Raw genomic sequence first — 13,038 nt, forward strand, 5'->3', positions numbered from 1 at the left:
GGGGTTCACATGAGCCGATATAACCTGAAAGACGTCGACATTGTGCCGCCTTCTACTGATGCCATTTGACGAGAGGCTGATAGTGATGCGGCTGACGCATGACGACAAGGTCTTTTCGCCGGACGATGTTCGTCGGGTATGGCGTGTCGAGATTGGTGGTATCGACAGCCGCAGCGGCAATCCCTTCCTCATCCAGGATCGCCGATTCCTGACGTGGAAAAGCAAAGGAATCCGGCCCGAACACCGCACTCTTGCCCAGATAACCCTTTTCCTGGTCCAGCACATTGGCGAAGGCGAAATAGACGTTGTTCTCGCCGCCGCGCACGCGTAGCGCATGCCAGTGGTAGGGATCGGCGCCCTTTGGGATCGGATAGTTGTGCGGGATTTTCGTACCGCCATGGCTGCCGGTGAAGGTGCCGGCGATCGCCGAAGGGCAGGCAACAAGATCGCATCCCATGAGTGAAAGCGAACGGATGGCTTCCGGATAAAGCGCGTCGTGGCCAATCGCCAGGCCCACCCGGCCAATGGCAAGGTCGTAGATTTTCCATTCGTCGCCGGCCGTTGCCCAACTGTCGGCGACACCCAGATGCGTCTTGCGATAGCTGCCGACCAGCCCCTCCGGCCCTGCAAGCACCACGCTGTTATAGATCCTGTCTTCGTCCGCTTCGGCAAATCCGGCGACGAGATAAAAGCCGAGCTTCATGGCCAGACGAACGAAGGCGGATACGGTTGGACCAGACAGCGGCTCCGCCCGCGTTTGCGGGGCCTCAAGTCCGGTCAGCGACAGTTCCGGGAACACCAGAATGTCCGGCGCCGTTGTCGCCTTAGCCTCGTTTGCGAGCCTTGTTATGTGGGCAATATTGTCTGCAATGACCGAGGTTGGCGCGAACTGGGCAACGGCTGCACGCGATCTGCGTCCGCGCGGGATTGGCTGATAGCCATAGAGGCGGAAATAATCGCCAGGGTTCCAGGTGAAACTGTTGGTCATCATGTTCATGTAGAGCTCGGGCCGGCGCGTCTTGAAGACCGGTTCGCTTAAGACCTCGCGGCGACGGGCACGGGCAAGATCGACCTTGCCATAGGCAATTCCGTCGCCTGTGTCGATGGATGCGGCAACCGTTCCGTCGGGCTCGATCAGGCAACTTCCCCCGGAAAACTGCACGGTTCTTTCCAGACCCCACCGATTACTTTCGATGACATAGCAGGCATTTTCGAAGGCGCGGTTGATCCAGTAGGGAGCGGGCGCGCGCTCCTGTAGCCAGTTGGAGATGTGGCATATGATGTCGGCACCGGCCAGAGCCTCCAGCCGCGCTGTCTCGAAGAAGTGCAGATCCATGCACACCAGCATTGAAATACGTCCGATCTCCGTTTCGAAGACCTCGTGCACGATGTCGCCATTTGCGGCCCATTTGGGTTCGGCGATATAGGGATGCGACTTGCGGTGCCGACCAACGATGCCATCCGGACCGATCAGAACTGCCGTATTGTAATAGAGATCGCTCTCCGGATCGACTTCCGGCATGCCCACGACGATATAGCAGCGGTGTTTGCGGGCAATCGCCTGGAAAACATCGGTGGTCGGTCCGGGGATCGCCTCGACGAAGGGCTTCACTTCGGCCCTGTCGAACCAGCAATAGCCTGTCGTCCCCATTTCGGGGGTGACGATCAGGCGGGCGCCGGCCTGCGCCGCTTCCTCGCAAAGGGCGCCCAGCCGGCTGATATTGCGCGCCTTTTCGAACATGGTCGGTTCGAACTGGATAGCGGCGGCGGTGTAGCTTTGTGTCGGTGTCATGATTGTTCCCATTGTCTCATGAAAGGATGCGTCTTTTCAAACAGCCATATGCCTATGAACCAGCGCGTCGGAGAGCGCGTCGATGGCGCCGGCCGCGACCACACCTCCCTTCTCCAGCATGGCGAAGTGGTGAGAGGCATGCCGCGCAAATGCGACGTTCTGCTCGACGAGGATGATCGTCATGCCGATCTCCCGATTGAGCCGGATGATGATCTTTTCAATCTCCTCGACGATCGAGGGCTGGATGCCTTCATTGGGTTCATCGAGAAGCAGTACCTTCGGATCCGCGGCCAGTGCGCGGGCGATGGCGAGCTGCTGTTGCTGGCCGCCCGAAAGCACACCGCCGGGCCGATCGAGGTTGGCCATCAGGTATGGAAAAAGCTCCGGCACCAGTGCCGGAATTTCGCGTTTGCGATCGGTGCGCGCAAAGGCGCCCATCAGGATGTTCTCGCGGATGGTGAAATCGGGAATGATTTCCCGGCCCTGGGGGACATAGGCGATCCCGGCCCGTGCCCTCATATGCGTCGAAGATGAGCCTATGTCTTTCCCCTGCAGATGCATCTCGCCCGTCATACGGTCGGTCAGCGCCATCAGGGTTTTCAACAGGGTCGTCTTGCCCGTACCGTTGCGGCCAAGAATGCTGGTTACCTTTCCCGCCGGGATATCAAGCGTGACGCCGTGCAGGATATGGCTGCGGCCGTAGTAGCTGTGTACGTTTTTCAATGTCAGCATCAGGATATTCCTTTCGAACCGAGATAGGCCTCGCGGACCTTCGGATTGCTCTCGATATCCCCGACGCTTCCTTCGGCGAGAACCTCTCCCAGATGCAGAACGGTGATGCGTTCGGCGATTTCACGGACGAACCCCATGTCGTGCTCGACGACGAGGATGGTGTGGCGGCCTTTGAGATTTTTGATGATCTGGGCCGTCTTGCGCGTTTCGGCCTGGGTCATGCCCGCCGTCGGCTCGTCCAGCAGAACAACCTTGGGATCCTGGACGATGAGCATGCCCAGTTCCAGCCATTGCGTCTGGCCATGACTGAGATAAGCCGCAGTCACATTCTCCTCCGCTTCGAGGCCGGTGAGGGCGAGTACCTCATCGACGCGTTTGGCTTCGGCGCGCGAAAATCCAAACCGGAGATTGGCAAACACCGATGGATTGCGGCAATTGGCCACCTCCAGATTCTGCCGCACGGTGAGATCGCGAAAAATGCTGGGGATCTGGAATTTTCGACCGATCCCGGCGCGGGCGATCTTGTGTTCCGGCCAGTTGGTGATGTCTGTGTCGTAGACGAAGACCCTGCCTTTTGTGCTGCGGGTCTTGCCGCTGACTAGGTCCATCAAAGTTGTCTTTCCGGCGCCATTTGCGCCGAGCAACACACGCAACTCGCCATCGCGAACGGTAATGCTGACATTGTTGACGGCTCTGAATCCGCCAAAATCGACGCTGAGACCGTCGATGGTCAATGCGATTGCACTCATATTACAATGCCTCGCTTTGTTGCTGTAATGATGAGGATGCCGGGCCTGGTTTGACACGGCGGATAAACTGCCGCAGCACATCGTGCGCGACGCCGCCAAGGCCCCGCGGCATGAACAGGACGACAAGGACGAAGATGAGGCCGATGATCGCTTTCCAGGCCTCGACCAGCGCTTCGGTCTCGCTGACCTCGGCCTCGATCATGTTGATCAGGATCGCGCCGATGCAGGCGCCGAGCAGGGAGGAACGGCCGCCGACGGCAGCCCAGACGACCATCGTCACCGAGAAAGACAGGTCCATGAAGGTCGGCGAGGCGAACTCCGCGACGACCACATAGAGCATGCCGGCAACGCCGGCGATGCCTGCAGAAATGACAAAGAAGAACACCTGGTAAAGCGAGACGTCGAAGCCAAGATAGCGGGCGCGAAGCTGATCGTCACGGATCGCCTGTAGGATCATGCCTGCACGGGTCTCCACGATGAGACGCGCGCCGATGAGCGTCAGGGACAGGCATGCGGCGCACAGATAGTAGGTTGCCCGGCTGTAGGGGTCGAATTCGATGCCGCCGATCGTCAGCCAGCCAAGATCGGTCAGGCCGTTGAAGCCGTTCGTCACCGGTTGCGCATCGACCATGACGAGACGCACAAGCAGAACAAGCGCCAGGGTGATAATCGAGACAAAGACACCGGAAATGCGCTTGCGGAAAACCAGCATTCCGAGTGCCCCGGCGATCACGACGGGAAGCACGATGCCAAGCACGAGACCTACGGACTGGCTCTGAAACGGAAGCCAGAGGAAGGAGCCCTTGTTGATACAGCAAAGTTCCGTCGGCGCGCCGGGCTCGGCATTCCACAGCATGAAATCCGGAACCGGCCTGTCGGAGCCCTGTTGCAGACTGGTCAGGCTCGACAGTTTCAGCGACATGGCGAGCATGTAGGCGCCCAGGCCAAAAAACAGCCCCTGGCCGAGATTGAGAATGCCGGCATATCCCCATGTGAGCGCAATGGCGACGCCGAGCATGCCGTAGACCAGATATTTCGAAATGCGGTTCAGCCAGAATTCGTCACCGAAAACCGGCGCTGCAAAAATCACCGCGATGAAAAGCACATAGGCGGCGATCTGGAATTTTCGTTCGATGCTCATGTTAGCGCCCCTTGAACGAGAATAGCCCGCTGGGCTTGACGAGAATGACGAGGATGACGACCCCGAAGACGACGGCGCGCGCCAGAATGTCGTTCGTTCCAATCGCCACCAGCGCATTGATTTCGCCCAGAAGCCCTGACGACAGGGCCGTGCCGAAAAGGCTGCCGACCCCGCCCGTTACCACCACCATGAAACCGTCGACGACCATCGTCGTGCCCATGTCGGGGAAAACGGTCTTGAAGCCGGACATCATTACGCCGGCGACGCCCGCAAGGCCGGAACCGAAGGCGAAAGTCAGGGCATTGATGCGTTTCACATCGATGCCGCAAGCGGCAGCCATTTTTGGATTACGAATGATGGCGCGCACCTGCATGCCCGCTGTCGTTCGGTAGAGAATGAACCATGTCGCCAGCGTCAACGAGGCCGTCACCGCGATGATGAAGGTGCGATACGCGTTGATGTCGGCGCCGGCGAACCTGAAGGTGCCCTGCAGATACGAAGGCACGGCGACGTTTTGCAGTCCGGCTCCCAGGCCCTCGATATGAATGCCGAAAAAGCTGAGGCCGAATTCGAGCCTTACGGCCTGCTGCAAAAGGATGGCAATGCCCCAGGTGGCAAGAAGCGTGTCGAGCAGGCGGCCGTAGAGCCTGCGCACCACCACCCGCTCGATCACCAGGCCGAGCAGGGCGGTCACGACAAAAGCCAGGGGAATTGCGAACAGAAGGCCTGTTTTCAGCCAGATGCCCGAGAGGACGGCGACGTAGGCACCGATCATGACCATTTCGCCGTGGGCCATGTTGATGACGCCCATGGCGCCGTAGGTGATGGCAAGACCGAGTGCCACCAGAAGAAGGATTGAGCCGAGACTGAGGCCGATAAAGAGAATGTCGAGCATAACGCCACCGTTCGTGAGAAGGGCGGACCAGACTTTGTCCTGCTCCTTGCCTGCCCCAAAATCGGGTTGGCACCGAGCAGAGGAAAAAACGCAGATCCGCCTTGCCGAGACATGGTCCCGCCAGGCATGGCTGGCGGGAGGACGCGGAAAGAAGGGTCAGCCCTTGAGCTTTGCTGCGTCGAGACCGTTGCTGGTGCAGAAAAGATTGCTTTCCGTCTCGCCATAGGCCGAATAGGGCAGCGGCTTGATCGGTGCCGGGTAGGCGTTGACGACCTTGCTTTGTCCATCCGGCTGCCATTGGCCGATACGCGGCGTCAGCCAGCAATGCAGGTTGTCGGGGTCGGTGGTCACCTTGCCGCCGGGCGCGTCATAGGTCTGGCCACGAATGCCGGCCCGGATAGCATCGGCGGACAGATCGCCGGATTTCTCCACTGCCTGCTTCCACAGGAATACCTGGAAATAGGCGGCCTCGAGCGAATGGTATGTCACTGCCTTCGGATCGTTGACGAAGGTCCTGAAGCGTTCGATGAAGCTCTTGTTGGCCGGCGTTTCGATCGACATAAAATATGGAAATGATGTGTAGCTGCCCGCCGCATATTCGGCGCCCATGGCGGCGATCTCGATTTCGGAGGTCACTGTCGCGCAGATCGGGATAACCTCCTGCGAGAGGCCCTGGTTCTTGAACTCGCGGTAGAAGGCGATGATCGAGTCGCCAACCACGTTGGAAAGAACCACGTCGGCGCCCGATTCCTTGATCTTGCTGACCATGACAGCCCATTCGGAGTGTCCAAGTTCCAGATATTCGTCCGCCACCCATTCTGCGCCCGCCGCCTCGATCAGTTTCTTGGAAACCTTGGCCATCTCGCGCGGATAGACATAGTTGGAGCCAACGATGAAGAACTTCTTCTTGCCCAGTTTCTCGACAATCCAGGGAATGTAGTTGGAGAGCTGCTGGTTTGGAACGGCGCCGGAATAGACGACGTTGCGCGAGCACTCAAAGCCCTCATAGTGCGTCTGGTAGAACAGCATCGCGCCGCGCCGTTCGAAGATCGGCAGCACGGCCTTGCGACTGGCAGAGGTGTGGCAGCCGAAGATGGTGGAAATCTTGTCCTTGAGGATCAGTTTCGATGCTTTTTCGCTGAAGGTCTTCGGATCGGAAGCGCCGTCTTCGACGACGACTTCCACCTGGCGGCCAAGAACGCCGCCGGCTGCGTTGATTTCGGCCACGGCCATCATGACACCGTTGGCGAGAAGCTTCTCGGCGACAGAAAGCCCGCCCGTCTGTGAGTAGAGCGCACCGACCTTTATAGCATCGGCTGCAAAGGCCCGGCTGCCCAGCGCCGGCAAGGCGAGTGCGGCTGAAGCGGTGGCTGCGGTTTTCAGAAAGTCACGTCTGTTGAACACCATCTTGGTTCCCCTTTTTTTGATTGGCGCACGCGACGGCACTGCCCGGCTCTACGGCGAGGCTTTCATGCCGAAAAAATACTGGAAGGCCGACTTCACTGTCAGCAGATAACAAAAAACCCGCGAGGCTTTTCACAGCCTGCGGGCACCCTTGCCATCATCGCATCACGGCTGCGCCGCGTGCAACAGCGGCACATGGCTTCGCGAAACGAAGGGATGTGCCGGAGGTGTTCATTTGGAACACATCAAAAACTAATCATGTTTTTGGCAAGGGCGCAAGAGCTGTTCGGCGTTGATAATCGAATTGGCGATTTCATCGATTGGGACCCGCCGAGCCATCGCTTGCTCGCGCATTTCACGATACGCCTCATTCTCGCTCGTGCCGCGATTGGCCATGAGAATGGCCTTAGCCCGGGCGAGCTTCTGGTCTCCCAAGACCTTGCGCTTATATTTACGGGCTTCCTTGACGAGCCTTTGGCGCTCAAGCCAGAGACTGCGCGCTATGGCGAGATTTGTCAGCAGGCCGAACGGTTTGATCGGTCTCTCGACAATGGCAAGCGCGCCGCTTTCCAGAACGATCTGCAACGTGGAGGGATTTTCGTAACCGACGATGGCGAGCATGGTCGGAGCGGGATTGGGGAGGCACTTCAGCAGGCGTTCGATTTCCGGTCGCGCCTCGTCTTCCATGGCAAGAAAGACGACATCCGTGCCGTGTGGCAACTCGGCAGGGACCGGCCAGAGGCAACTGACCGTACAACCGATACGGCGCAGGTGATCGACGAGAAACTCTCCTTCGGATGTCCGGGGATGAATCACCAGAACCTTGAGGTCCCGCAAATCTCTGAGAAGGGCGAAAGACATCGTCGCTCCTTCTCAGACCTGAACACGATGTGGGAACGGCTGCGTCAGGTCCGGGCGATATTCTCGCATGAACGGATCTGGCGCCACGCGCAGCGACGGGTCATGGACGATGTCATAGCTGCCTTGCGCATTTACTTTTGCAACCCTTGGCCACAGATGGGTGTGGTTCGTCAGCCGGTCTATCTTCACAGCGCCTTGCGGAGCGTCGTACTCGACCTCGTAAAGGGCTGGAAGAAGCTGCTCCAGCCCGTCGCCACCGGCCCGCTGCAAAGCTCCCGCATAGAGATAGACCTGGAAATAGGCCGCTTCGGCCGGCGCGGTCGGCAGCATCTGCTGGCCGTATCGCTGTTGGTAAGCCAAGACGAAGGCACGCGCGCGAGGCGTATCCAGGGAGGCGAAAAACGGGGCCGCGGTGATATGCCCCTCGGCCACTTCCGGCCGCATCCGGATCACGTCGGCCTCGCTTGTCGACTGACTGGCGATTGGCATCGTCGCTGAATCAAAACCCGCCTCTTTGAACGCCGTGTAGAAGGGAATGATGCCGTCGCCGACGATCGTCGAATAGATGACATCCGGCCGTGCCGCGCGAATATGCCGGATGATTTTGGCGACATCTTCGGGCTTGAGGTTGAGAGGAACATATATTTCGTCCAGCACCTGACCACCCAGCTGAAGAAAGAGATCGCTTATCGTCCTGTTGGATTCGTAAGGGTAGACGTAGTTCGAACCCACAAGGAAAACCCGCTTTCCATAATGCTTGGTGAGGAAGTCGACCAGCTGCACGGAGTTTTGGTTGGGTGCGGCCCCGGTGTAGATACAGTGCCGAGAGTATTCAAACCCCTCATACAGTGTCGGATAGAATAGCAGGGCCTCTCGAGCTTCGATGACGGGCAGCACGGCTTTTCGGGTGCTAGACATATGGCAACCGAAAACGACCCGGACCCGATCCTCGTCGCAAAGCTTGACCGCAAGTTCCTTATAGAGATTGGGCGTCGATTTAGGGTCATAGGCGACAGGCTCGATCATCCGGCCGAGGACGCCGCCAGCCGCATTGATTTCGTCGATCGCCAGCAAGGTCGCGAACCTCTGGGTTTTTTCGACGGCTCCGGTCACACCCGTCTCAGAGAACAACACACCGACCCGCCAGCTTTCTGAATGCATCATCGCCCACCAAAAAATAAAAAAGCTCCCGCCCGTTTCCGGTCGAGAGCTACCCTGCTCATGGAATATCAGCGGCCCGTTGAAGCCTGCAAAACGATGATGTCAGTTTCCGTGTCCCGTGGCAACACAGAGGAGAGCCGAAAACACTCGCAAATGTAAAATCATGGGATCAAAATTCCTCCACGTTTTCGCCTGAGCATCGAGAATACGCACACACCTTTTTGCTCCAGCGAGCGATGTCTACTTCCCTTCATCCGCCTCTCCGCACCCAACACGAGGCAGTCGACTGGACTTTCGACGACAGGCCGCAATCCTTCCAAAGCAGATGGGCCGCGTTCCGAGGGTTTCGCACCGCAAAGACTTCAAATTGTCAGTAGGTCTTTAGCTTGAAGCGAATTGTCATGTCTTTCGAGAAACTCCACCATGGCAGCCTTGAGCGCCACGCCACTGACGCGGGTCCTCATCATATCCCTGGTCAGCGTCGCAATGATCTCGGCAGCTTCGCAGACCGGCAGACCACCATCCCTGATATTGGAGACACAATTTCGGCTGGAATCCAGGTTTCCCGACTTGGGACCGTAAGTGATATAAGCACCGAGGCTGTCGGCAGCTGAGAGTCCCGGACGTTCGCCGACAAGCACGATCGTCAGTTTTGCACCTAATGCCTCACCGGCAGGATCGCCGAGCGCGACGCGCGCCTGGCTCGCCAGCACAATTGGTGCAGCCGTCAGGTTCAGGATAGCGAGCTTCGGAACAAGCGCCTCGATCAACGGCACGGCATTGAGATCGATTGCGTGGGACGACAGGCCGTCCGCGACGATAATTGCGACATCATAGCCATTGATCGTTCTCTCATGTTTCAGCCGTTTTTCAGATTCCGCCGCAAGCCGCCGGCCAAGATCCGGCCGCCGCACATAGGTGCTGCGGTCACTTGCCATGCTATCGACATTGACAGCCGGAAGGCCGAGACGATCGAGCCTGTCTGCCAGCGAGGGCCGGTCGACGCTCGTCCAGACCGCTTCGCGTGCCCGCGCGTGGTCGAGAAGGAAGGCAAGTTGAGCGCGTGTCGGAAGACCCGCGCCATGACGGCCGAGCGAAACACGCGCATCGGTCATATCCTTGATAGTGAGGTTTTTTCCGGCAGCAGTGGGTTCTCTCACCTCTTCCATGTCAGGCTCCGATCAATGCGCTGTTGCGGACATAATTGGAAAGCGCGACAGGCTCGCCGACCAGCGCGCCATCTGGATCGGTCAGGCCGATTTCGAAAAGCCATTTCTCGAACTCTGGTGCGGGTGGCCGTTTCAGCGTCTCGCGGCAATAGACGGCATCGTGATGCGATAGCGACTGGTAGTTCAGCATGATATCGTCGGCGCCGGGAACGGTGATGACGAAATTGACATTGGCTGCGCAGAGGAGCGTCAACAGCGTATCCATATCTTCCTGATCAGCATCGGCATGGTTGGTGTAGCAGACGTCGACGCCCATCGGCAGGCCAAGGAGCTTGCCGCAGAAATGATCCTCGATGCCGGCACGGATGATCTGCTTGCCGTTGAACAAGTATTCGGGCCCGATGAAACCGACGACCGTATTGACGAGCAGTGGATCGAACTCGCGCGCCACGGCATAGGCACGTGCCTCCATCGTCTGCTGGTCGACGCCGAAATGCGCATCGGCCGAAAGCGCCGCGCCCTGCCCAGTCTCGAAATACATGACGTTTGCGCCCGGCATGCCACGACCAAGCGACCGCCCCGCCTCATGTGCCTCCTTCAGAAGCGCCAGATCGATGCCGAAGCCGCGATTGGCCTTTTCCGATCCCGCCACCGACTGGAAGACGAGATCGACCGGCGCACCCCGTTCGATTGCCTGGATCGCCGTCGTTACATGGCCAAGGCAACAGGTCTGTGTCGGGATCGCAAGCTTTTCCCGCAATTCGTCGAGCAAGGAAACGATGCGGATATAGTCATCCGTCGCATCGGTCGCGGGATTGACGCCAATCACGGCATCTCCCGACCCCATCAGCAGCCCGTCGATGGCAGACGCTATGATGCCGCGGCTGTCATCGGTCGGGTGGTTGGGCTGGTTGCGGGTGGAAAGCCGCCCGGCGAGCCCGATCGTGTTTCGGAATCGCGTCACGACACGTCGCTTGGCAGAAACAGCTATCATGTCCTGCAGGCGCATGATCTTCGACACAGCCGCGACCATTTCCGGCGTCAGTCCAAAGGTCACCGCCTCCAGCCGCTCATGCGACGTCTCGGGCTTGAGCAGCCATTCGCGCAATTCACCGACAGTAAGCGAGGAAACTGCGGAAAAGGCTGCCGGATCGTGCCGTTGCGCGATCAGTCGGGAAACCTCGTCATCCTCCGACGAAATGAGCTCCTCGCCGAGAAATGCCTTCAAGGGGAGATCGGCCAGCGCCATCTGGGCTGCCAAGCGCTCGACCGGGCCTTGCGCCGCAATGCCGGCCAGCTGGTCGCCGGAGCGCTCCGGGGTTGCTTTCGCCAGCAGCATTTTCAGATCATCAAAGCGGAAGACAGTCTGCTCGATTGTCGTCGTATAGGGCATTTGTTCACGTCACCGGTTGAGGAGGGCCAGGGCTTCGTCATGAAGTCTCGGGGTGGCCGACGCCAGAACCCGTCCGTCGGAATGGATCGAAAGCGCATTGCCCCGCCAGTCCGTAATGCATCCGCCGGCACCCGTCACAACGGGCACGAGAGCCATGTAGTCGTAAGGTTGAAGTCCCGTCTCGAGAGCGATGTCGCAATGGCCGGAAGCGATCAGACCATAGATGTAGCAGTCTCCACCGAAACGCCGCAGCCTGGCTTTGCGGGAGAGACGCTCGAAGCTTTCAGCTTCGCTGTCCACGAACATGTCCGGCGAAGTCGTATAAAAACGGGCGCTGGAGAGGTTTTCGCAGCCGCTGGCGTGGGCCGGCTTGCCAGCAAAGAGTGTCTCTCCCGGCCGGCCCTGCCAGCATTCGCCGGTGGCTGGAATATCGATCAGACCACAGAATGGCTTTTCCTGAAATGTCAGTGAGACAAGCGTACCAAACAGCGGGAAACCGGTGATGAAGCTCTTGGTGCCGTCGATCGGGTCCAGCACCCATGTAAAGGCGTTACCTTCCTTTACGCCGAACTCCTCACCATGGATGCCGTGATCGGGAAAGCGCGCCTCGATCATCTCGCGGAGATGTTTTTCGATCGCCCGGTCGGCGATTGTCACCGGGCTATCGTCGAGTTTTGAGATAACGTCGAGCGGGGTCCGGAAATAGGAGAGCGCCAGCGGACGCGCGGCGTCGGCAAGTTCCGCGGCGAAGGTGATATAGGTCGCAGCTTCTTGCGGGCTGATATCGGTGACGGGCATCAAAGGGCTTTCAGGAACAGGGGCCAACGGGGATCGTGGATAATCGAGCGGGCGCGCATATGCTTCCAGATTCCGTACTTGTAGAAGTCGAAATCGAGGGTCGATATCCGGTTTTGTACCATCGCCCAGGTGCTCCACTTGATGTCGGCGAGTGCCTTGTGGACGATGAAGCGAGCGTGATGCGCCTTGTCGTAACGACCGAAATACTCCTCGATTATCTCGCAGTCGGTCGCCTCGGAATAGAACATCTCGCCACTCCAGATCGCGAGATCGTAGAGCCTCTCATTGTTCGACGCATATTCGAAATCGATCAGCTTGATCGACTTGTCTTCACCGATCAGGAAATTGCCCGGCATCGGGTCGTTGAAACAGGGAACCAGATCGAGCCCGGATGCCTCAAGCGCGGCGCGCGCCTGTCTGTAGTTGCGCAAGAGCCAGTCGTGGTCGAGCGGCCAGTGGCCGTCAAGCTGGCGCACTTGGTCGAAATGTTCCTCGATCATGTCGAAGACGGTTTTTGTCAGGGGCAGGGCAGGGGCATCGTGAAACTGCCGATAGACGCGCACCGCTTCGTTGCGGATCGCCGGGTCTGCAAAATCCCTATGTGTCGAGGCGCGGCGACCGTCGATGAACTCGGCGATTTCGATGTCGAGGTGATCGAGATAGTCGAATGTCTTCGGGCCGATTCCGATCACTTCCGCCTGCTTGCTGGCGGCAGCGGCGGCCTTGCGATCGATGAACATCTCGGTGCCGCGGCCGGGAATCTTTAGAAAATAGCCACGCTCTTCACCTTCGACCTCGATGCGGAAATTGGTGTTGCTGATTCCGCCGGAAACCGGACTGTAGCGCAGCCGCCGTCCTTCCCAAGGTGGTACCTGGATGATTGCAGCCTCAACTGCCCGTTCGGCATCGGATCGTGCCATTCCCAGTTCATTCATAGGCTTGT

General features: G+C 58.8%; 12 protein-coding genes. All 12 read right to left on the minus strand.

Going from position 1 to position 13,038, the window contains the following annotated elements; all coding sequences use genetic code 11:
* Positions 1-52: 52 nt before the first annotated feature.
* The 12 genes from FB593_RS21820 to FB593_RS21875 all read right to left on the minus strand — a co-directional run bounded on the left by FB593_RS21820 (position 53) and on the right by FB593_RS21875 (position 13,030).
* Entirely contained in the window at positions 53-1,804 is a 1,752-nt protein-coding gene (locus FB593_RS21820; protein ID WP_186447951.1) for a nitrilase-related carbon-nitrogen hydrolase, read from the minus strand.
* 24 nt (positions 1,805-1,828) lie between these two features.
* A complete protein-coding gene (gene urtE, locus FB593_RS21825) occupies positions 1,829-2,524 on the minus strand; it encodes an urea ABC transporter ATP-binding subunit UrtE (RefSeq protein WP_003516996.1) in 696 nt (231 codons plus the stop codon).
* Complete coding sequence (gene urtD / locus FB593_RS21830; protein WP_013637550.1) at positions 2,524-3,273, minus strand: urea ABC transporter ATP-binding protein UrtD; 750 nt, start codon at positions 3,271-3,273, stop codon at positions 2,524-2,526. Before urtD ends, urtE begins: the two co-directional genes overlap by 1 nt.
* 1 nt (position 3,274) lies before the next feature.
* The gene (gene urtC / locus FB593_RS21835) at positions 3,275-4,414 is read right to left on the minus strand and encodes an urea ABC transporter permease subunit UrtC (RefSeq protein ID WP_013637551.1); all 1,140 of its coding nucleotides are present in this window, start codon (positions 4,412-4,414) and stop codon (positions 3,275-3,277) included.
* A 1-nt stretch (position 4,415) separates the two neighbouring features.
* Positions 4,416-5,309 (minus strand): urea ABC transporter permease subunit UrtB, encoded by an 894-nt coding sequence (gene urtB, locus FB593_RS21840; protein ID WP_003516990.1) that lies wholly within the window; start codon positions 5,307-5,309, stop codon positions 4,416-4,418.
* A gap of 156 nt (positions 5,310-5,465) precedes the next feature.
* The gene (locus FB593_RS21845) at positions 5,466-6,716 is read right to left on the minus strand and encodes a transporter substrate-binding domain-containing protein (RefSeq protein WP_145166956.1); all 1,251 of its coding nucleotides are present in this window, start codon (positions 6,714-6,716) and stop codon (positions 5,466-5,468) included.
* Between the two features lie 249 nt (positions 6,717-6,965).
* A complete protein-coding gene (locus FB593_RS21850) occupies positions 6,966-7,574 on the minus strand; it encodes an ANTAR domain-containing response regulator (RefSeq protein ID WP_145166957.1) in 609 nt (202 codons plus the stop codon).
* Between the two features lie 12 nt (positions 7,575-7,586).
* A complete protein-coding gene (locus tag FB593_RS21855) occupies positions 7,587-8,738 on the minus strand; it encodes a transporter substrate-binding domain-containing protein (protein WP_019565875.1) in 1,152 nt (383 codons plus the stop codon).
* A 359-nt stretch (positions 8,739-9,097) separates the two neighbouring features.
* A complete protein-coding gene (gene eutC / locus FB593_RS21860; RefSeq protein ID WP_145166958.1) occupies positions 9,098-9,904 on the minus strand; it encodes an ethanolamine ammonia-lyase subunit EutC in 807 nt (268 codons plus the stop codon).
* Position 9,905: 1 nt separating this feature from the next.
* Positions 9,906-11,297, minus strand: a complete 1,392-nt coding sequence (locus FB593_RS21865) for an ethanolamine ammonia-lyase subunit EutB (RefSeq protein WP_060641971.1) — start codon at positions 11,295-11,297, stop codon at positions 9,906-9,908.
* A gap of 9 nt (positions 11,298-11,306) precedes the next feature.
* Entirely contained in the window at positions 11,307-12,095 is a 789-nt protein-coding gene (gene hisN, locus FB593_RS21870) for a histidinol-phosphatase (protein WP_145166959.1), read from the minus strand.
* A complete protein-coding gene (locus FB593_RS21875) occupies positions 12,095-13,030 on the minus strand; it encodes a choline/ethanolamine kinase family protein (RefSeq protein WP_003516958.1) in 936 nt (311 codons plus the stop codon). Before FB593_RS21875 ends, hisN begins: the two co-directional genes overlap by 1 nt.
* Between the last annotated feature and the right edge of the window lie 8 nt (positions 13,031-13,038).

The organism is Rhizobium sp. SJZ105 (genome assembly GCF_007828365.1).
In the GTDB taxonomy this organism is placed as follows: Bacteria; Pseudomonadota; Alphaproteobacteria; order Rhizobiales; family Rhizobiaceae; genus Agrobacterium; species Agrobacterium tumefaciens.

Coding starts and splice junctions, on each gene's coding strand:
- hisN (WP_145166959.1), bottom strand. CDS start 12,095: ATGCCCGTCACCGATATCAGCCCGCAAGAAGCTGCGACCTATATCACC.
- urtE (WP_003516996.1), bottom strand. CDS start 2,524: ATGCTGACATTGAAAAACGTACACAGCTACTACGGCCGCAGCCATATC.
- FB593_RS21875 (WP_003516958.1), bottom strand. CDS start 13,030: ATGAATGAACTGGGAATGGCACGATCCGATGCCGAACGGGCAGTTGAG.
- FB593_RS21855 (WP_019565875.1), bottom strand. CDS start 8,738: ATGATGCATTCAGAAAGCTGGCGGGTCGGTGTGTTGTTCTCTGAGACG.
- urtC (WP_013637551.1), bottom strand. CDS start 4,414: ATGAGCATCGAACGAAAATTCCAGATCGCCGCCTATGTGCTTTTCATC.
- FB593_RS21865 (WP_060641971.1), bottom strand. CDS start 11,297: ATGCCCTATACGACGACAATCGAGCAGACTGTCTTCCGCTTTGATGAT.
- urtB (WP_003516990.1), bottom strand. CDS start 5,309: ATGCTCGACATTCTCTTTATCGGCCTCAGTCTCGGCTCAATCCTTCTT.
- urtD (WP_013637550.1), bottom strand. CDS start 3,273: ATGAGTGCAATCGCATTGACCATCGACGGTCTCAGCGTCGATTTTGGC.
- eutC (WP_145166958.1), bottom strand. CDS start 9,904: ATGGAAGAGGTGAGAGAACCCACTGCTGCCGGAAAAAACCTCACTATC.
- FB593_RS21850 (WP_145166957.1), bottom strand. CDS start 7,574: ATGTCTTTCGCCCTTCTCAGAGATTTGCGGGACCTCAAGGTTCTGGTG.
- FB593_RS21845 (WP_145166956.1), bottom strand. CDS start 6,716: ATGGTGTTCAACAGACGTGACTTTCTGAAAACCGCAGCCACCGCTTCA.
- FB593_RS21820 (WP_186447951.1), bottom strand. CDS start 1,804: ATGGGAACAATCATGACACCGACACAAAGCTACACCGCCGCCGCTATC.